Consider the following 19,678-nt stretch of genomic DNA (forward strand, 5'->3'; position numbering starts at 1 on the left):
GAATTACATTCTTCATTTCGTGCTTTAAGTTGGTCGCGCTTGCGAGTTTGGGGGCTAAGAAGGTCGTGGACGAATAGCTTCTTCTATCGCCATCAAGCGCCTCGGCGTTTTCACACAGCCAAGACCCAATTGAGACATTGGTCATTCCAGTCGTGACACCGAATCGACGCTTGCAGTGACGTAGCCGTTGTGAAGGACAGTGTGACTGTCACACACCAATGGTGAGAGGGACGAGGTGTCGAGAGCACGCATCTATGCTTTCGCTGAGGGATTGATACCGACCAACGTATGACTAGGCCGTGCCGAGCCATCAGTGGTTGCAGCTAATAGTCCTGCAGGGCGGCGTAACGCGCGCCGGCCTTTCTCTTTTGAGGATGCGATGACGTTCAGCATTCATGCGAGGAAGGAGGACGGGAAACCGTCGTTGCGCGCCACGTCAGTCCAATGCTGGCGGTTGCGAAAGCTCGCATCCTAGTTGGGGCAGGAGGCAGGTGCAGATCACCGACGAGTACGGCAAGATATATCAGCCTAACAGGTTCGAGGATCTACTCAGATTCGACCGAAAGCCTCCGATTAGGTTTTGAGCTTCCGCGCTGCTTCGGCGTCGCGAGCCAATCGCTCCGCCTTTAACCGCTCGTGGTTTGCATGGAACGCCTTTTGAGTGCGTTCATACGCGCCCATCGCCACCTTGACGTCCGCCTCCTTGAAGGCTTTTCGTGCCTCACGCTCGGCCGCGGTGGGCACCTTCCGTCCGTATGTGTAATCCCTCATTTCCTCCTCCTTTTGCGTTTGCTTACTGCGCAGTTTTTTGTCGGTGGCTCGAAAGTCGCATCGGAGTTTCCCGGGAGCTCGAGGCCCAATCTGCCATTTTGTGTTTACACTTAACTACGCGCCGCAACTACGTGATTGCAGACAGCACATTGAAACGTATGCAAGTCGACGCCTGGGCGTGCTGGCTCGATGCTGGTAAGCATCATCTCGGCCTTGCACTTCGGACAGGCGGGGCGCCCAAGTGCAACCGGCGGAATGGCGGATGACATGCGCTGAGATTGGGGCATATGATGCCTCCCCATCGAATAGGCGGGAGCGCAACACTCTCTGTCACCGGTGGATGCCCGTGATGCAGCGGTGATGGAGCCATATGGATCCCGATCAAACCAAATAGCCAGTTAATTCGTGTTCGGTTGCTGAATTAGTGGTTCCAGAGCGATTCAAGTGTCAAAACAGGGCCTGCGCGCCATCCGCGGTGCGATCAGGACGCGAAATATTTCAGATTGGGACGGAACGATTCACCTGGGCTGGTCTTGGTCCTCAGCAATCGGCGATCCTATCTCCGAAAGCCAAGCCACTGACCGGTCGACATTTTGCTCAATGCCCGGCGGGAGGTCTCAAACGGCCTCAGATATGCGCGCACTGAGGCCGTTTTGCTTGTTCAATGACCCATCTGCGACCTTGGGCAGCACTCAAGAAAGTGCACGATTTCACTTGATCGGCGGAAGGGTTGCCCCAGGCGGCGATGTCCTGAGCCTACGCGCTTATGTTCAACTGCCGCAGCACTTCAGTAATGAGTTGCTTCACGTCCTGATGGCCACCGTCGTTGAAGGTGATGCGCGTGCCTTGCCCGTCGGGCAGTGGTGTGGCGGTCACGATCCTATCCGTGTTGATGACGATGGGTTGATCGTCCGGTTGCGTGAACTGCACGAATGCCATGAAAGATCGATCCGGCCTGTTGGGCGCGAGCCGCGCGCGGCGCCCCGAAACTTGCGACGCGGGGGGCGTCAAGGTCAAGCCTGTGTACCGAAAACGTAAAGGCGAGACGCTTCAAATGGCTTGCGGCGTCCGTACCCGCTTCACCCGATGCGCAGCCTCGCCTCCCGGTGAGGGCAGTACTCATCTACGCGGTTGCGGAATGACCGCTGCTGGCCCATCCCCGACATGAATCGATATTCGCTCTTCGGCCGCTATTGGAGCTAATGCGGACGTGGCGAATTTCCGAGTACACGCCCTAGAACCCCTGCCAATGGCGAGTTTGCTTGCGCGGCCACTATGTCTCGACCGCTGGGCTGGGCATCTTGTCCACGACGAACGTGCTCGTCGTCGCGTTCGGACGTCCTTGATCACCTTCGGTTCGATCAGCCGGGCTGATTATACAGACAAACGCAAAACGGGCATGCTCTCGCACGAGAGCATGCCCGCTTGAAATTCGATTGCTGCGCTTGATCAGCGCGTGTTGCGTCAGTGCACGCTGACGGCTTGCAGCTCGTTGCTCCAGGCGTTTGCGATCGCGGCTTCGCGGCTGTCGGTCAGCATGATCGGCGTGCCGTCGGCGGCGTGGAGCGCGAAGAGTTTCAAGCCCGGCGCGATTGTCGGCGCTTCGGGAAACAGGCCCGGCACGTCCTCGGAGCGGATCTGCTTCACATAGGCGATGTGGCCTTCGCCAAGGGTTGCCAGCGTCTCGGGCGAGACGTTCTTGGCTTCGTATTCGAACGCAACATGACCTTCACTCATGGTCTCGACTCCTGTCTCGAAACTAAGCGGTCGAGTCCGCTACTCGTTCCATTATTCGTGCTCATTGATAGCAATTGTCTTAACGATCCTTTCCGGTTCCGGCCGGGCGAGATCGATCGACAACAACCCGTTCTTCAGATCCGCACCCAGCACCAGCATCCCCTCCGCCAGCACGAAGGTGCGCTGGAAGTGGCGCGCGGCGATGCCGCGATGGATATATTGCCGGGTTTTGTCGTCGTGCTGCCGCCCGCGAATCACGAGCTGGTTTTCCTCAATGGTTACATCGAGTTGGTCGCGGGTGAATCCGGCGACCGCCAGCGTGATGCGCAAGCGTTCGGGCTGGCCGTCCGAACGGTCGCACCTCTCGATATTGTAGGGAGGGTAGCCGTCGGCACCTTTGACGACGCGATCGAGCACGCGCTCAATCTCATCGAAGCCCAGAAGGAACGGACTGGAAAGCGTGGGAACACGAGACATAGTTTACAAAGTCCTCGCGGAAAGCGACTTTGGCATTTCAGGGCCCTGATCGGCACCCCTTGGTCAACAATATGGTCATATCCCCGTGTGGGTTCAAGCACCTAGCCGGGGGGCTGTGGATGGCGGCATGCCGGGGCAGGGCCTCCGCGGGACCCCTGCAGCCCTACTCAGCCTCGGTTTCAGGCGGCCAAGGATCGGGAAGTCCGAGCATGTCAGCCAAACGGGTGCCTTCAACCGGCGAAAAGTTCCCTTCCTCGTCGAGCTTCCAGCCGGGAAGCGGCAACACATCATCGGACAGCGGATGCGTCGCCCATGGATGACGCATGATGAGGGGTTGCCACCGATCTTGCCGTAGATCCCAGAGATGCGGGCGCGGCAAAAGGATTGCAGCGCTGACGTTCGGATGTTGAGGGCTTCCCGGGCGGCCCCAATATCCATTGTTTCGTCTCTTGTCCTCGGTCTCAATAGCTCCGTCAGCGAACGTCCGTACTTCGGTGTAGACCGTGCCATGGACGGCTTCGATGAAGTTATCAGCGTTTGAGTCGCCACCCGCGAGTTCGCCTTCACAGTCGACGACGGCCACGATGTAGGGATGAGCGAAGTCTCCGTATCGGCTGCCCTTCTTCTTTAAGGCTGCACGGATTTCGGCGTCGGCTTTTACTTCGCGCACTTCGCCCATTGCGCTACCGATGGACCGCTCCGGTACAACGTCCTCTTTGAAGCCGCCGACCAGTGTTAACTCGATCTGCCAATCGTCCGCAGCGAAGGTCTTGGCAGGCATGACCTCCGGATCATTCTGCCCCGATTCGGCCGCCCATTTCTCGATCTCGGCGCATAGCTTGCCGACGTTCGGACTTGTGGTGCCACGGGCTGTCATGTCGTAGCTAAGCCTGAAGCCGGCCGGGAGCTTGGTCTTGTCGATCGCATTGTAAATCGTTGCTTCCCGGTTATTCATTCCGACCGTTTCGTTTGTAGGCCCGAAGGTCGTCACTTCGAGATATGCGACAGCAGCGCCGCCTTCGGTCTTGATGAGGAAATCGGGCTTGCGGGTCGGGTGCGGCGAGTCGGGATGAATCTCGACCTTGTAGCCGAGTTTCACAAGTGTCGCATGCATCATCAGCTCGGCGAGCGCAGCCTGATAGTACGAGCTATCGCTGTCTCTCATGCGGGCAATCATTTCAGCCCGCTCAGGTTCAGGAAATTCGTTGATCCACTTGTTCAATAGCTGCCGATACGTCTCGATCTCCGGCCACGCGCAGGAATCATAAAAAGCGAAGTCGCTCTCTCCCTGTTTCTTGGGCTCCTGACGCGTTCTGTGCTTTGCTTCGAACAGAGACATCGACGGCAATCTCCGTGCAAATTAAGCGAAGACCGCTGTGTGATGCGGGTGTCTAGATATATCGCGCATAGTCAGAACTTACCCTTTGATCGGTCACATATTTAAGTACCTCACCCACCGCCCGCGCCGCTCTGATCGGAATCGGCAACTTCTGATTCATCTGCGTGGAGTTCCAATTCACCTTTGTCAAAGACAGAACCTCGCTCGCGATTTGCACGATCGTACTGTCGCTGCCTTCATACGGGCAAAGCAGCAAGGGGCGCGGATCGTAAAGTCCGGGGTACGTGCCGTAGTAAGGGATACTTCCATTTGTGTAGAGCAGACCCTTACCGTCCAACTCCACGAACGTGCCCCTCATTACAGGATAGTTTCCATCGCGCAGCACTTTGACGGAATAGGATTCCTGAACCCAAACTAGATCGCGAAGCTCCGCTCCCGCTTCGTCGAGAGCTTCAAAAATTCCTTCTGCCTCTTCATCGCGGAACTGTGACGTTTTGAGAACGATGACGCGCGCCGGGTAGTGTTTGTGGTGATTCCTATATGCGGAGAGCGCATCTCTAATCAGTTCGTGGGCGTCTTCCCGCGTCATATAAGGGTGGCGACCTCTGCTCTCGGTTTCCGCTCGCTTTCCCTTGAGAATAAACCCGCGGCCTCTTTCGTCGAACATCTGGGCAGCGCTTGTGAAGAGCTGCTGTCCGCCCACCTCGCGATAGAAACTGATGCCGATATAGCAAGCCGTGAATTCACCATCCTGCGGCATCTTCCGCCATGGAATGCGGCCTGTCCCCTTGTAGTACAGTGTTGTGAGTAGGTTCCAAGTTCGTGCCGCTTGATCCTGGATCTTTCTGGCGCGGCTCTCTTTGACTTTAAGGGGGATTTTCGCTGTCTCGTCGAACACGTCTTCCCAAGCAATCTGAATCGGGAAGCTCAGCCCCATAGCCTTCGCTTTGAGCATGCCGCGAAAATCAGGCGCGTCCGAGCCCCCACTATCATCTTTCTCAGTCGTCGACTTGGAATCAACCTTTGCATTCCATACACGCTCGATCAATTCGACCGGCAGGGCGACGATCGCAACGTGTGGTCGATGGCTGCTTTCGTCGAGCGTCTCTAGCTGCTTCACGATTTCATCTACCGCCATTTCGACGGCCTTGCCGTGATGTGGTTCCTTCCTGATCTTGTCGATCTTGGATTGAGCGATCGCTACAGTTGCTCCATCGGCGATCTCGAATTTGCAACGGAACGGATTCCGATTTCCCAAGCCGGGGAAGTCTGGATGCATGTTCGGATGTTTCTCACCCTTGCCCGCAAATCCGGCCGCAGCGTCAGTAAGAAACTCCTTCGCGTCTTCCACGGTTTTTGAGCTGCCAATTACCGCTATCTTGATCACATCTCCTAGAGGAGTTTGCAGTGGGCCTGCTTCGAACAAGCCTAGCCGCGGATCAGGATGATGATGCTTATCGCCGAATTCGAGCTGCGGTTCATCGAAGATCTTTGTTTCAAACTTCATTCGAACAACAGCTCCTGCGCATCGTCTATCGCATTCGGGGGTTTCTTTTGCGAACCCCAAACATCCTCGGGTACACGTGTAGCCAGGGCAACTGTCGGAGGCTGGCCAAACTTCAGACTTGGCTCTGTCGTGGCTTTCGCAAAAAGATTGCTTTCATCCTGCTCAGATTGGCTCAGGAAACGGTGCCACATTACGACTTGACCTCGCAGGGAAGCGCTGTTGTCTAAGCGCTTCTTACCTGCCAGCAACGCAGCGGGATACGAGTGAGGAATGAAGCCATTTGTGGTGAAGAAGTATGTCGGATTGATCACCAAGTACCATTGATCATAGAGCCGCTCGAATCGCGGAATGAACGCATGGTGCCGGACAAACTCAATTTTGGCTTTGTCCGTTTTGCTCTCTGCGACATTGACTACTTCAGTAGACGCTCTTTTCTTCGATGCTTCGTATGAAAATGAGCGCGACGTATTCTCAGCCGGGGCGCGGACGTAAAACAGCTTGCGATCCTTACTCCAGCGCAATTCGTTGCGGACTTGATGGTCGAAAGTCTTGCGTAGCAAGAACGCAAAGTTGTTCTGTTCGTCGTGATCTTCGTGAAAAGCAAGCAAGGACGTTTCGATGGCTTCCACCTGATCAAGGTCGACAATGTCTTTGCAAACCGTCTCTCGGGGATCGCTAAACGACCAGAATGTTCCGCCCTTAATTACCCAATCAAAGCGCGCTCCGTCACCGTCTAGGAGGATCGCGGCTGCCCTCTTCGGTGTGTGCGGCGTAGAGGAGACAAATACTTCAGGCGGCAATTTCACTGGCAGAATATTCACCAGCGCTTCTTCGCCGCCGCCGATCGGTGGAACGTAGTAGCCGAACCCGGCCTTTGGTACGGTAAGGGCAGCGAGGCGATCCACTGCATTCGGATCCAGAACGTCGCGCATCTTGTCGAACTGAAGTCTGCGCTCTTCCTCTTTGATATCGCTGCCTACTTCCTTCCAGAAGTAAGACTCATCCGATTTGCGGTAGAGCACGATGATGATCGGGAGGTTGGAACCTTGCCAGTAAGCCAAATCAGCAGGGCGCAATAGATAACTAAAACCAGCTTCGTCTTCCGAGGCGTAGTGCGATGACTCTGTTGCTTTGACCTGCACGGCAATCATTCGGGCCAAAGGCTTACCTTTGTCCATGACCTCAGCAATGCCATCAACGCCGGCCTCAAGACGTGAACGGCCGTCGAACTGAAAGCCCATGTTGAGAAAGCGCAGCCGTACCGCGGTTTCGCCGATCTCTCCCAAGAGCTGGCTGGAAGTAATAGTCTTCGTCATTGGCGAAAAATAGAACAATTGAGGAACGGCGTTAAGCGCACCTTTTGAACAAATTCGGTGTTAGCGAAGGCCCTTAACCCGACTCTAACTTCAGCGATTCGCTCCTGCTTGTCCTCAATCGCTATAAGGTTGTCCCACTAATCCGCGGAAAAATGCCTTGGCGCAGCTGACGCCAGTTAAGGCAATGATCTTGTTATGATTCCTGCGCGAATCAGGCTTTGCGCCGGCGACTGTGCATGGGGTTGTTTTCGCGTTTTTTGTCTGGCGGTCCCGCGGAACCGGTCAGGCCTCGATCCGCGTCCGCCCGTCGCCGCTGAAAAGGTGCAGCTTTTGGCGCACCGCGGCGACGCGGATCTTCTGGCCGATGGCGGGGGCTTCGGTTCCGGGAATGCGGACGATGACCTCGCCGGGCGGCAGCTCGCCCGGGGTGGCGGCGACACGCTGCTCGTCCTCCTGGCGCGAGCCGTAGACGAAAGTCTCGGCGCCGACGCGCTCGATCGCTTCGACGGTGAGCGGCAATGCGACGCCGCCGGCCGGGGTCTGGTCGGTGATGACGAAGTCCTCGGGGCGGATGCCGAGGATGCCGGCGTCGGCCGCGCCGCTACCGGCGAGCTGCGATCTGATCTCCTCGGGGCGCGTCGACATCAGATTCATCGGCGGCGCGCCGATGAAGGACGCGACGAAGGTCGTCGCCGGCTTCTCGTAGATCGCAAGGGGATTGCCGACCTGCTCGACCTGGCCGCCATTCATCACCACCAGGATATCGGCGAGCGTCATCGCCTCGAGCTGGTCGTGCGTGACGTAGATCGACGTCGTGTTGAGCCGGCGCTGCAATTTGCGGATCTCGACCCGCATCGCGATGCGCAGCTTGGCGTCGAGATTGGAGAGCGGCTCGTCGAACAAGAACACTTTCGGCTGGCGCACGATGGCGCGGCCCATGGCGACGCGCTGGCGCTGGCCGCCTGAGAGCTGGCGCGGCTTGCGTTCGAGCATCGACGAGAGCTCGAGCACGCGCGCGGCTTCCTCGACGCGGGTCTTGATCTCGGCTTCCGCCATGCCGCGGTTGCGCAGACCGTAAGCCATGTTGTTGTAGACGCTCATATGCGGATAGAGCGCGTAGTTCTGGAACACCATCGCGATGTCGCGATCGGCGGGCTCGACCTGGTTGACGACGCGGCCGCCGATGTCGATCTCGCCGCCGGTGACGGTCTCGAGCCCCGCGACCATGCGCAGCAATGTCGATTTGCCGCAGCCGCTCGGTCCGACCAGCACGCAGAACTGGCCGTCGGCGACGTCGACATCGACGCCCTTGATGGCCTCGAAGCCGCCGGTATAGGTCTTGCGGACGTTGCGCAGGGTGACGTTAGCCATGAAAACTCACTTCCAGGAACCTACTTTTCCGTCTCGACCAGGCCGCGCACGAACAATTTCTGCATGGCGACGACCACGAACACCGGCGGCAGCATCGCGAGCACGGCGGTTGCCATCACGATCGGCCATTCGGTCAGCGCGTCGGTGGTGGTGATCATCTTGCGGATGCCGATCTGGATGGTCTGCATGTCGTCGCGCGTGGTGATCAGCAGCGGCCAGAGATACTGATTCCAGCCGAGGATGAAGAGAATCACGAACAGCGCCGCCATGTTGGTGCGCGACAGCGGCAACAGCGTATCCCAGAAGAAGCGCAGGGGGCCGGCGCCATCGATGCGCGAGGCTTCCAACAGCTCGTCCGGCACGGTCATGAAGAACTGCCGGAACAGAAGCGTTGCGGTGGCTGAGGCGATCAGCGGCAGGGCGAGGCCCGCATAGCTGTCGAGCATATGCAGGTCGGCGACGATCTTGTAGGTCGGATAGATGCGCACCTCGACCGGCAGCATCAACGTGATGAAGATGATCCAGAAGATCGGCATCCGGAACGGAAAGCGGAAATACACGATCGCATAGGCCGAGATGATCGAGATCGCGATCTTGCCGACGGCGATCGCCAGAGCCATCACCAGCGAGTTCAGCATCATGTTGCCGACCGGCTCGCGGGTCGAGCCGCTCGTGCCGACGAAGATGGTCTGGTAGTAGACCTCGAAGAAATGGCCGCCCGGCAGCAGCGACATCTGCCCGTTCGCGATCAGCGCGTTGTCCTGGGTCGAGGCGACGATCGCGATGTAGACGGGGAACGCGACGATCGCGATCCCGATCCAGAGGATGACGTGGGCGACGTAGCGCCTGAAGCCCTCTTGCTCGACCATCAGTAGGTCACCTTGCGTTCGACGAAGCGGAACTGGATTCCCGTCAGCACGATGACCATGATCATCAGGATCACCGATTGCGCCGCGGAGCTGCCGAGATTGCCGCCGAGCAGACCGTCGGTATAGACCTTGTAGACCAGCGTGACCGTCGACGTTCCCGGGCCGCCGCGGGTCATGGTGTCGATGATGCCGAACGTGTCGAAGAAGGCGTAGACGATGTTGACGACCAGCAGGAAGAAGATGGTCGGCGACAGCAGCGGGAAGGTCACCGTCCAGAACCGCCGCATCGGGCGCGCGCCGTCGATTGCGGCGGCCTCGAACACGCTTCTGGGGATGGCTTGCAGGCCGGCGAGGAAGAACAGGAAATTATAGGAGATCTGCTTCCAGGCGGCGGCGAGGATGATCAGCGCTGCGGCCTGATTGCCGTCGAGCAGCGGATTCCAGTCGATGCCCATCGCTCGCAAATAGCGTGAGAGCACACCGAGTGAAGGATGCAGCATGAAGATCCAGAGCACGCCGACGACCGGCGGCGCGACCGCATAGGGCCAGATCAGCAGCGTACGGTAGAGCATCGAGCCGCGCAGGGGCTTGTCCGCCATCACGGCGAGCAGCAGCGCAAAGGACAGCGACGAGACGGCGATCGCGAACGAGAAGAAGAAGGTCCGGACGACCGCCTCGAAATAAGCAGGGTCCTTGAGCAGCTCGATGTAATTATCGAACCAGACAAAGGTGGTCGAGAGACCGAAGGCGTCCTGGAGCAGGAAGGACTGGATGACTGCCTGCAAGGCAGGCCAGTAGAAGAAAATCAGGACGATCGCGAGTTGCGGGGCAACCAGCGCATAGGGCAACAGTCTTGATTGGAAAATGGCCTGCTTTTGCATGATGTCAGGTGAGCGGCAGGCCGGCTCGTGGCCTGCCGCTCATCGTCTCACTTGACGGCGGTCTTTTCGAACTGCCGCAGCATCGTGTTGCCGCGTTCGACGGCGGCGTCGAGCGCCTGCTTGGCGGTCTTCTTGCCGGCGAGCGCCTGCTCAATCTCTTCCGACCAGACGTCACGCAGCTGAACCATGTTGCCGAGGCGCAGGCCGCGCGAATTCTCGGTCGGCTCCTTGTTGGTCAGTTCGAGCAGCGGGGTCTCGAGATAGGGCTGATCCTTGTAGAAGCCTTCTTCCTTCGCCTTGGCGTAGGCCGCCTTGGTGATCGGCAGGTAGCCCGAGGCCTTGTGGATGTACACTTGGCGATCGGTGTCCGAGAGGAAGGTCAGGAACTTCGCGACGCCCTTGTATTCGTCGGCCGACTTGCCGCCCATGACCCAGAGCGAAGCGCCGCCGATGATCGAGTTCTGCGGTGCGCCCTTGACGTCCGGATAATAGGGCATCGGTACGGCGTTGAAGGCGAACTTGGCCTGCGCCTTGACGTTGCCGAAGAAGGCCGACGAGGTCAGGTAGATCGGGCACTCACCCGAGGTGAAGCGGCCTTCGCCGGTGTTGGTGCGGCCGGCGTAATCGTAGGTTTTGTCCTTCTGCAACTCGACCAGCTTCTCGAGATGCTTGACTTGGAGCGGACCGTTGAACTCGAGCTTGGTGTCGAAGCCGTCGAGGCCGTTGGCCTTGGTCGAGAGCGGCACGTTGTGCCAGGCGGAGAGCTGCTCGAGATTGACCCAGGTGACCCAGGAGCCGGAGAAGCCGCAGGTCGGATGGCCGTTGTCGTGCAGCTTCTTGGCGGCCGCGAACGTCTCGGGCCACGTCTTCGGGATCTCGACGTTCGCCTTCTTGAGCTCGTCGAGGTTGACCCACATGACGGTCGACGACGAGTTGAACGGGAAGGACAGCATCTCGCCCTTCGAGGTCGAGTAGTAGCCGGTGATCGCGGGCAGATAGGCCTTCGGATCGAACTTCTCGCCGGTCTCGGCCATCAGCTTGTAGACGGGCTTCACGGCGCCGGTCGCCGCCATCATGGTCGCGGTGCCGACTTCGAACACCTGCATGATGTGCGGGGCGTTGCCGGCGCGGAAGGCCGCGATACCGGCGTTCATCGTGTCGGCGTAGTTGCCCTTGTAGGTCGGGATGACCTTGTAGTCGGTCTGCGACGCGTTGAAGTCGTTCGCGAGCTTGACGATGACGTCGTTGTTGGCGCCGGTCATCGCGTGCCACCACTGGATCTCGCTCACGGCCAGCGCCGGCGAAGCCGTCATGCCAACCGTTACTGCAACAGCGGCAGCCACCCCAAAGTGTCGAAGAGCCATCAAGTAAACCTCCCTTGGCCGTCAAAAAGAAGCGCTTGCGCTAGCAGCGCCATATGACGTTCACATGACTGTGTAAGCGGGAGAAACGAAAGCAGCAAGCGCTGCTAAATGGGAAGTCGTCAAATAGGCGAAGGCGCCGCGGGCAGCCTCCTCCGTTCGCGGTGCACATGCGGGCCCGCGCCGCAGTGCGGCATTACCATCGCATGTGGAAGGCGAGGGGGCCCTAGCGCTTGCGCTCGGGCCCGCAGACCGTACCCTTCTCGACCATCGCGTCGATCTCGGCCTTGGAGTAACCGAACTCGCCCAGCACCTCCTGGGAGTGCTGGCTGAATTTCGGCGGCAGGCGACGCAGGCTCGGCTTGCTGCGATCGAGCCGGATCGGCGAGGCCACGCCCTTGTACCAGTCCTTCTCGACAATATCGCCACGGTAGATCGTGTGCGGGTTCGTCAACGCCTGGTCGATCTTCTGCACGGGGCCCGCGGGCAGGCCCGCCGCGAGCAGGCGATTGCAGAGCGGCTCGGCCTCGTGCTGGCTGAACACGGCGGCGAGCTCGGCGCGCAGCGCTTCGCGATTGGCGATGCGGTCCTTGTTGCGGGCAAAGCGCGGATCGGTGCCGAGTTCCGGCTTGCCGATCTCCTTGGCGAGCTTGCGGAAGGTGCCGTCATTGCCGACGCCGATGAAGATGTTGTCGGTCTTGGTCGGGAAGATCGCGTAAGGCACGAGGTTAGGATGCTCGTTGCCGGTCAGGCTAGGGGGCTTGCCATGCATGAAATAGTTCGCCGTGTGCGGATGCATGATGGCAAGGCCGGTCTCGTACAGCGTCGTCTCGAGGAATTGCCCCTTGCCCGAGCGTTGCCGCTCCGACAGCGCCATCAGGATGCCGATCGCCGCGTAGAGGCCGGTGGTGATGTCGACCAGCGGCACGCCGATCCGCATCGGCCCGCTCTCGGGCGAGCCGGTCGCGGCGATCATGCCGGTCATCGCCTGGATGATGGCGTCATAGCCGGGATTGCCGCCGCGCGGACCGTCGGCGCCAAAGCCGCAAATCCGGCAATGCACGAGGCGCGGAAATTTTTCGCGCAGTACCTCGTTGCCGATGCCCCATTTCTCCAGCGTGCCCGGCTTGAAATTCTCGATCAGGACGTCGGCCGTCTCCAGCATCTTGAGCAGCACGGCGCGGCCGCCCTCGGAGGCGAGGTCGAGGCCGATCGAGCGCTTGTTGCGGTTGATGCCGATGAAATAGGCCGCGTCTTCCTCGTGGAAGGGGGGGCCCCAGTCGCGCACCTCGTCGCCGGCGGGCGGCTCGACCTTGATCACGTCGGCGCCGTGGTCGGCGAGGATCTGGGTGCAGTAGGGGCCGCCGAGCACGCGCGTGAGATCGATGACGCGCAGTCCGCTCATTGCGCCCAAAACGGCTTCAGAACTCATGCCTTCGCTTCCCCTGTGTCGATCGTTGATCACTGGCCTAGCGAGGTTTGCAAACGCCAGCAATGGCTTGTTGCGTGGGGTGTCATGCAGCGGGCTGCAATCCCGTTGCATGGCAAATCAAGCCTTGGAAGATCAAGACCTGGCAGATGAAGACTTGGCAAACCAAGAAGCGGCCGGCCCGAGGGGGATCTCGGGCCAGCCAATCCACCTGGGGATCAGACCACCTTCAGGCGAACGTCAACGTTGCCGCGGGTGGCATTGGAATAGGGGCACACCTGGTGCGCCTTCTCGACCAGCGTCTCGGCCTCCGCGCGGGCGAGGCCCGGCAGCGAGATGGCGAGATCGATGTCGAGACCGAAGCCGCCGGCCGCGCGCGGGCCGATGCCGACGGTCGAGGTGACGGAGGCGTCAGCCGGAACCTTCGGGCCGCCCTGCGAAGCCACGAACTTCATCGCGCCGATGAAGCAGGCGGCATAGCCGGCCGCAAACAGCTGTTCGGGATTGTTGCCGGCGCCGCCTCCGCCGCCGAGCTCCTTCGGCGTGGTGAGCTTGACGTCGAGCGCGCCGTCGAGGGTCGCAGCATGGCCGTCGCGGCCGCCGGTTGCCTTGGCGCTGGTCTTGTAGAGGACGTTTACGGACATTGTCGGTCTCCTCAGGTCTTCAGGGTCGGGTGCGATCTGTATCGCAAACAATTAGATTGTGCGCAATTGAAATTGCGGGGCCTCACATTTAATTGTTCGCAATTGAATGTGCCGCCGGCCGGCCCCAGAATGGGGGACATCGCGTGAGATTCTCTATGCCTCGGAAATTATCGGCGGTGGACCCGCTTCGTCTCGACAACCAGATCTGCTTCGCGGTCTATTCCGCCGCGCATGCCTTCAACCGCGTCTACAAGCCGTTGCTCGACCGGCTCGGCCTGACCTATCCGCAATATCTGGTGATGCTGGTGCTGTGGGAGCGCGACGACGTGCCGGTCAAGGACATCGGCGAGAAGCTGTTTCTGGATTCGGGCACGCTGACCCCGCTGCTCAAGCGGCTCGAGGCAGCTCACCTCGTCAAGCGCACGCGCTCGAGCGAGGACGAGCGCCAGGTGCTGATCGCGCTGACGCCGCAGGGCCATGCGCTAAAGGAGAAAGCGCGCAGCGTCCCGCAGTCGATCCTGGCGGCGTCGGACTGCTCGGTTCCTGAGCTGGTCGCGATGAAGGACGAAATCGTCGCGCTGCGCGACAGGCTCAATGCGGTGATCGGGGAGTAGGGGAAAGGCTCGCCTGAGTGGTTAAAAGTGCTTCTTCGCGAACGCGCGCCCCGAGCCAGATTTCAGATATCGCTCGAACGCGACAGCGCGTGCCGCGTCATCGAATGCGAAATAGGTCCGAATTCGCCAAGGTCCATATTTAGACGTGTGCGGTACCTCGCCGGCGTTATGCTTTGCCAAACGGGCCCGCAAGTCGTCGGTGATGCCGACGTAAAAATGCTCGGAGTCGAGGCTTTCGAGGATATAGACGTCATTCTGCTTCCTCCCAGAGGGCAGGATAGCAGCTTGAAGACAATCCGCAGGAGCATGTGGCGGCCGCCGTCGCCTTGCGGGCTGTGGCGTGGCAGCACTCGCTCGTTTCGCCACGAGGGACTTCCCGGGCTTCCCCAGCCGAAGCTCGCGGATGTCAGTGATCTTGGATGGAGTCCGCCTTCGCCCTTCGGGCTATGGCGGGACAGCCTTCGCTCGCCTCGCTACGAGGGAGCTTGGCTGGCTTGCCCAGCCGTAGCTCGCGAAGCGAGCGAAGGCTGGTGGAGCCAGGCGGGATCGAACCGCCGACCTCTTGCATGCCATGCAAGCGCTCTCCCAGCTGAGCTATGGCCCCTTAAGTCTTCTAGTGGGACGATCCCCGAGGATCCGTCCCGACCGGCGAGTCCTAGGCGACTCGCGCGGTGCACCCTTTTTCACAGATCAGGACTGATCTCAAGTCTCTTCATCACCTCCGACATCACCAATGATGTCGGTCACGTCCTCATCGCCCTCTTCTTCGTCGGCGATGAAGGTCGAATCATCGTCATCGTCGTCGTCCAGGGTCTCGTCGACCTCGATATCGTCCTCCGACTCAGGCACGACGGCCTTGACCTTGCCGGTGTTCTCTTCGGCATCGGCCTCTTCGAGCGAGACCAACTCCTCGGACTCGGCCGGCTCCGGCGCGGTGTCCTGGGCCATGCTGCGGGCTTCGGCGCCGCCACGGGGCGCGCGTGCAGGCGCCACCGGGGCAATCGGCACCACTTCGCCGGTATAGGGCGAAATCACCGGATTCTTGTTGAGGTCATAGAACTTCTTGCCCGTGGTCGGGCAAATACGTTTGGTTCCGAGTTCGGACTTGGCCACGGCAGGAATCCTAGGAATGTCTGAAAAGCGGTGCTTCACTTGGCTAGTTGGCGGCCCGCTGTCAATAGCGCATTACAAGAGAAAGACATGCTCGTGACGGGGCGCGGACCATGTGGTACCTGCCCCCAGCCCCCAAGGAAGCATCCAGGGGCACATCCTAGGACACAATCTTGACCCATTCCGACCAACCGAGGCCGCTTCAGTCTCGCGCCAGCGGTCCCCTGACCGGGAAAGCACGGGTGCCCGGGGACAAGTCCATCTCCCACCGCGCCCTCATCCTGGGCGCGCTCGCGGTCGGCGAGACCAGGATTACGGGCCTGCTGGAGGGTGAAGACGTCATCAACACCGCCAAATCCATGCAGGCGCTGGGTGCTACGGTCGAGCGCACCGGGGATTTTGCCTGGAAGGTGCGGGGTGTGGGCGTCGCGGGCTTCGCCCAGCCCAAGGCGGCGCTGGATTTCGGCAACTCCGGCACTGGCTGCCGGCTCGTCATGGGCGCAGTCGCGGGCTGTCCGATCTCGGCGGTGTTCGATGGCGACGCCTCGCTGCGCAGCCGTCCCATGCGCCGGATCCTCGATCCCCTCGAAAAGATGGGCGCCAGGGTCGTGTCCGGCGGCGAGGGCGGCCGTCTGCCGATGACCGTCCAGGGCGCGCGCGATCCGCTGCCGATCACGTACAAGACCCCGGTCGCCTCGGCCCAGATCAAATCGGCCGTGCTGCTGGCGGGCCTGGCTGCGCCGGGTGCCACGACCGTCATCGAGACCGAGGCCAGCCGCGACCACACCGAGCTGATGCTGAAGCATTTTGGCGCCGACATCACCTCCACGCAGGAGGGGCAGCACGGCCGTCGCATCACGCTCGTGGGCCAGCCCGAGCTGCGTGGGGCCACCGTTGTGGTGCCCGCCGATCCGTCCTCGGCGGCGTTCCCTATCGTCGCGGCGCTGATCGTTGAGGGCTCCGATATCGTCCTGCCGGACGTCATGACCAATCCGCTGCGCACCGGCCTGTTCACCACGCTGCGCGAAATGGGCGCCTCCATCGAGGAGAGCGACGTGCGCGGCGACGCCGGCGAGCCGATGGCGCAGCTGCGCGTGCGCGCCTCGAAATTGCGCGGCGTCGAAGTGCCGCCGGAGCGCGCGCCCTCGATGATCGACGAATATCTGGTGCTGGCGGTGGCCGCCTCTTTCGCCGAAGGCACGACGATCATGCGTGGCCTGCAGGAGCTGCGCGTGAAGGAATCCGACCGGCTCGAAGCCACCGCCGACATGCTGCGCGTCAATGGCGTCAAGGTCGAGGTCTCCGGCGACGACCTGATCGTCGAAGGCCGGGGCCATGTTCCCGGCGGCGGCGTTGTGGCCACGCACATGGACCATCGTATCGCGATGTCGGCGCTGGCGATGGGCTGTGCGTCCGACCGGCCCGTCACCATCGACGATACCGCCTTCATCGCCACCAGCTTCCCGGACTTCATTCCGATGATGCGTTCGCTAGGGGCCGAGTTTTCATGATCATCGCCATCGATGGACCGGCGGCTTCCGGCAAGGGCACGCTCGGCAAGCGGCTCGCGCATCATTACGGCTACCGCCATCTCGATACCGGTGTGATCTATCGTGCCGTGGCTTACGCCCTGACGCAGTCCGGTCATGATCTCCGCGACGAGGCGGCGGCGGTCGCGGCGGCGCTGGAGCTCGATCCCGAAAAGTTCGGCAATCCCGCTCTGAAGACCCAGAAGGTCGGCGAGGGCGCCTCCATCGTCTCGGCGATCCCCAGGGTTCGTGAGGTCCTGGTCAATTTCCAGCGGCAATTCGCCGCCGATCCGCCGGGGGCGGTGCTGGACGGCCGGGACATTGGAACCGTGATCTGCCCGGATGCCGACGTGAAGATCTTCGTCGTCGCAGACCCGAAGGTCCGCGCGCGCCGCCGCACCATGGAGGCCAAGGCGAGGGGCGAGGAGGCGGACGAGGCAGCTGTGCTCGCCGACATCCTCCAGCGCGACGAGCGCGACAAGAACCGGCCGATTGCGCCTTTAAAACCGGCCCCGGATGCTTACTTGCTAGATAACTCTCAACTGGATATAGAAGGCGGAGTCCGGGCCGCCATCGACATTATCGAGGCTGTCCGAGCGGGCCGGTCGCGGGGTTAAGCCGCAGCCGTCATTGGAGGAAGCGCCCGCTCCCGCTCTTTGAGGTCGATACTCTCGGTCCCTGTTTCGGGGCCGGCGCGATCCAGGCTCCGGACAAAGATTTCCACGTATCGAACGCGCGGGCCTCAGCCGGCCCGCTCCCGCTGTTCCGGTCGCTGGCCGGGGCAACGAGCGGTCGCTCGAAGGTTTTGCGGACCTTCCGACACTGCGCGTGCGATGCGCCCTTGAACCCAACGGCCGGCAAGACATCCGCAACTGGAGAACATATGGCTTCGACTTCTGCTAATACCTATAGCCCGTCGCGTGACGATTTCGCCGCGATGCTCGACGAGTCCTTCGCAGGTGGCAACCTGCAGGAAAGCTCCGTCGTCAAGGGCAAGGTGGTTGCAATTGAAAAGGACATGGCCGTCATCGACGTCGGCCTGAAGACCGAGGGCCGCGTCGCGCTGCGCGAATTTTCGGGCCCCGGCCGTGAAAGCGATCTCAAGGTCGGCGACGAGGTGGAAGTGTTCCTCGATCGCATCGAAAACGCCCTCGGCGAAGCCGTGCTGTCGCGCGACAAGGCGCGCCGCGAAGAGAGCTGGGGCAAGCTCGAGAAGGCGTTCCAGAACAACGAGAAGGTCAACGGCGTCATCTTCAACCAGGTCAAGGGCGGCTTCACCGTCGACCTCGACGGTGCCGTGGCCTTCCTGCCGCGCTCGCAGGTCGACATCCGTCCGATCCGCGACGTCGCGCCGCTGATGAACAACTCGCAGCCGTTCCAGATCCTCAAGATGGATCGCCGCCGCGGCAACATCGTCGTCTCCCGCCGCACCGTGCTGGAAGAGACCCGCGCCGAGCAGCGTCAGGAGCTGGTGCAGAACCTCGAAGAGGGTCAGGTCATCGACGGCGTGGTCAAGAACATCACCGATTACGGTGCGTTCGTTGATCTCGGCGGCATCGACGGCCTGCTCCACGTCACCGATATCGCGTGGCGCCGCGTCAACCACCCGACCGAGGTGCTCTCGATCGGTCAGACCGTGAAGGTCAAGATCATCAAGATCAACCACGAGACGCACCGCATCTCGCTGGGCATGAAGCAGCTGCTGGACGATCCGTGGCAGGGCATCGAAGCCAAGTACCCGCTGGGTGCCCGCTTCACCGGCCGCGTCACCAACATCACCGACTACGGTGCGTTCGTCGAGCTCGAGCCGGGCATCGAAGGCCTGATCCACGTCTCCGAGATGTCGTGGACCAAGAAGAACATGCACCCCGGCAAGATCGTCTCGACCTCGCAGGAAGTCGAAGTGCAGGTGCTGGAAGTCGATTCCGTCAAGCGCCGCATCTCGCTCGGCCTCAAGCAGACCATGCGCAACCCCTGGGAGGTCTTCGTCGAAGGTCACCCGACCGGTTCGGTGGTCGAGGGCGAGGTCAAGAACAAGACCGAGTTCGGTCTGTTCCTGGGTCTCGAGGGCGACGTCGACGGCATGGTCCATCTCTCCGATCTCGACTGGAAGCTTCCGGGCGAGCAGGTGATCGACAACTACAAGAAGGGCGACATGGTCAAGGCCGTGGTGCTCGATGTGGACGTCGAGAAGGAGCGTATCTCGCTCGGCATCAAGCAGCTCGAAGGCGACCCCTTCGCCGAGCCGGGCGATGTCAAGAAGGGCGCGGTCGTGACCTGCGAAGTGCTCGAAGTGAAGGAAAGCGGCATCGAGGTGAAGATCTCCGGTACCGACTTCTCGACCTTCATCAAGCGCTCGGAGCTCGCGCGTGACCGCAACGACCAGCGCGCCGAACGCTTTGCCGTCGGCGAGAAGGTCGATGCCCGCGTGATCCAGTTCGACAAGAAGGCCCGCAAGGTCCAGGTGTCGATCAAGGCGCTTGAAGTCGCCGAAGAGAAGGAAGCCATCGCGCAGTACGGCTCCTCCGATTCGGGTGCGACGCTCGGCGACATCCTCGGCACCGCGCTCAAGAACCGCGGCGAGAACAAGTAAGCGAAGCGCCTGTTTCGCTAAGCATCAAAGCCCCGGCGCGAGCCGGGGCTTTTTTTGTTGCTGCATAGTAGCTGCGCTCGTAGCCCGGATGGAGCGCAGCGAAATCCGGGATTCGTGCGGCGGGCGGGAC

At 60.9% G+C, this 19,678-nt stretch carries 19 protein-coding genes and 1 tRNA gene; 4 read left to right on the top strand and 16 right to left on the bottom strand.

Features of this window, described 5'->3' with window-relative positions; translation table 11 throughout:
• Window positions 1-573 precede the first annotated feature (573 nt).
• From AC630_RS28905 to AC630_RS28965, 13 genes are all read right to left on the bottom strand, one after another.
• Complete coding sequence (locus AC630_RS28905; protein ID WP_074121851.1) at window positions 574-771, bottom strand: hypothetical protein; 198 nt, start codon at window positions 769-771, stop codon at window positions 574-576.
• Between the two features lie 756 nt (window positions 772-1,527).
• Window positions 1,528-1,710 (bottom strand): hypothetical protein, encoded by a 183-nt coding sequence (locus tag AC630_RS28910; protein WP_074121852.1) that lies wholly within the window; start codon window positions 1,708-1,710, stop codon window positions 1,528-1,530.
• A 525-nt stretch (window positions 1,711-2,235) separates the two neighbouring features.
• Window positions 2,236-2,508: a BQ00720 family protein gene (locus AC630_RS28915; protein WP_074121853.1), complete on the bottom strand. Its 273-nt coding sequence runs from the start codon at window positions 2,506-2,508 to the stop codon at window positions 2,236-2,238.
• A 51-nt stretch (window positions 2,509-2,559) separates the two neighbouring features.
• Window positions 2,560-2,985 (bottom strand): Hsp20 family protein, encoded by a 426-nt coding sequence (locus AC630_RS28920; protein ID WP_074121854.1) that lies wholly within the window; start codon window positions 2,983-2,985, stop codon window positions 2,560-2,562.
• A 163-nt stretch (window positions 2,986-3,148) separates the two neighbouring features.
• On the bottom strand, window positions 3,149-4,324 hold the full coding sequence (locus tag AC630_RS28925) for a hypothetical protein (RefSeq protein WP_074121855.1): 1,176 nt from the start codon (window positions 4,322-4,324) through the stop codon (window positions 3,149-3,151).
• 52 nt (window positions 4,325-4,376) lie between these two features.
• Window positions 4,377-5,831 carry an argonaute/piwi family protein gene (locus AC630_RS28930; RefSeq protein ID WP_074121856.1) on the bottom strand — a complete coding sequence of 485 codons (1,455 nt, stop codon included), beginning with the start codon at window positions 5,829-5,831 and terminating at the stop codon, window positions 4,377-4,379.
• Window positions 5,828-7,165, bottom strand: coding sequence for a DUF4365 domain-containing protein (locus AC630_RS28935; RefSeq protein ID WP_245330550.1), 1,338 nt, complete (start codon window positions 7,163-7,165; stop codon window positions 5,828-5,830). The genes AC630_RS28930 and AC630_RS28935 overlap by 4 nt, the downstream gene beginning before the upstream one ends.
• A 264-nt stretch (window positions 7,166-7,429) precedes the next feature.
• Window positions 7,430-8,518, bottom strand: coding sequence for a sn-glycerol-3-phosphate import ATP-binding protein UgpC (locus AC630_RS28940; protein WP_074121858.1), 1,089 nt, complete (start codon window positions 8,516-8,518; stop codon window positions 7,430-7,432).
• A gap of 20 nt (window positions 8,519-8,538) precedes the next feature.
• Complete coding sequence (gene ugpE, locus AC630_RS28945) at window positions 8,539-9,387, bottom strand: sn-glycerol-3-phosphate ABC transporter permease UgpE (RefSeq protein WP_074121859.1); 849 nt, start codon at window positions 9,385-9,387, stop codon at window positions 8,539-8,541.
• On the bottom strand, window positions 9,387-10,268 hold the full coding sequence (gene ugpA / locus AC630_RS28950) for a sn-glycerol-3-phosphate ABC transporter permease UgpA (RefSeq protein WP_074121860.1): 882 nt from the start codon (window positions 10,266-10,268) through the stop codon (window positions 9,387-9,389). The genes ugpE and ugpA overlap by 1 nt, the downstream gene beginning before the upstream one ends.
• A gap of 47 nt (window positions 10,269-10,315) precedes the next feature.
• The gene (gene ugpB / locus AC630_RS28955) at window positions 10,316-11,632 is read right to left on the bottom strand and encodes a sn-glycerol-3-phosphate ABC transporter substrate-binding protein UgpB (protein ID WP_074121861.1); all 1,317 of its coding nucleotides are present in this window, start codon (window positions 11,630-11,632) and stop codon (window positions 10,316-10,318) included.
• A gap of 223 nt (window positions 11,633-11,855) precedes the next feature.
• A complete protein-coding gene (locus tag AC630_RS28960) occupies window positions 11,856-13,061 on the bottom strand; it encodes a CaiB/BaiF CoA transferase family protein (protein WP_074121862.1) in 1,206 nt (401 codons plus the stop codon).
• A gap of 215 nt (window positions 13,062-13,276) precedes the next feature.
• Window positions 13,277-13,702: an organic hydroperoxide resistance protein gene (locus tag AC630_RS28965; protein ID WP_074121863.1), complete on the bottom strand. Its 426-nt coding sequence runs from the start codon at window positions 13,700-13,702 to the stop codon at window positions 13,277-13,279.
• Window positions 13,703-13,857: 155 nt separating this feature from the next.
• Here AC630_RS28965 and AC630_RS28970 point away from each other — a divergent pair, with 155 nt between their 5' ends.
• On the top strand, window positions 13,858-14,316 hold the full coding sequence (locus AC630_RS28970) for a MarR family winged helix-turn-helix transcriptional regulator (RefSeq protein ID WP_074121864.1): 459 nt from the start codon (window positions 13,858-13,860) through the stop codon (window positions 14,314-14,316).
• Window positions 14,317-14,337: 21 nt separating this feature from the next.
• On the opposite strand, the gene AC630_RS28975 is transcribed toward AC630_RS28970, so the two are convergent.
• From AC630_RS28975 to AC630_RS28985, 3 genes are all read right to left on the bottom strand, one after another.
• Window positions 14,338-14,592, bottom strand: a complete 255-nt coding sequence (locus AC630_RS28975) for a GIY-YIG nuclease family protein (protein WP_074121946.1) — start codon at window positions 14,590-14,592, stop codon at window positions 14,338-14,340.
• Window positions 14,593-14,844: 252 nt separating this feature from the next.
• Window positions 14,845-14,920 (bottom strand) — tRNA-Ala (locus AC630_RS28980).
• A 98-nt stretch (window positions 14,921-15,018) separates the two neighbouring features.
• Window positions 15,019-15,429, bottom strand: coding sequence for a TIGR02300 family protein (locus AC630_RS28985; protein WP_074121865.1), 411 nt, complete (start codon window positions 15,427-15,429; stop codon window positions 15,019-15,021).
• Between the two features lie 170 nt (window positions 15,430-15,599).
• Between AC630_RS28985 and aroA the strand changes: the two genes are divergently transcribed.
• The 3 genes from aroA to rpsA all read left to right on the top strand — a co-directional run bounded on the left by aroA (window position 15,600) and on the right by rpsA (window position 19,548).
• Entirely contained in the window at window positions 15,600-16,937 is a 1,338-nt protein-coding gene (aroA, locus tag AC630_RS28990) for a 3-phosphoshikimate 1-carboxyvinyltransferase (protein ID WP_074121866.1), read from the top strand.
• Window positions 16,934-17,572 (top strand): (d)CMP kinase, encoded by a 639-nt coding sequence (gene cmk / locus AC630_RS28995; RefSeq protein WP_074121867.1) that lies wholly within the window; start codon window positions 16,934-16,936, stop codon window positions 17,570-17,572. Before aroA ends, cmk begins: the two co-directional genes overlap by 4 nt.
• 266 nt (window positions 17,573-17,838) lie before the next feature.
• The gene (gene rpsA / locus AC630_RS29000) at window positions 17,839-19,548 is read left to right on the top strand and encodes a 30S ribosomal protein S1 (RefSeq protein WP_074121868.1); all 1,710 of its coding nucleotides are present in this window, start codon (window positions 17,839-17,841) and stop codon (window positions 19,546-19,548) included.
• Window positions 19,549-19,678 lie beyond the last annotated feature (130 nt).

Origin of the sequence: Bradyrhizobium sp. AS23.2 (genome assembly GCF_001908185.1) — a bacterium.
GTDB lineage: Bacteria > Pseudomonadota > Alphaproteobacteria > Rhizobiales > Xanthobacteraceae > Bradyrhizobium.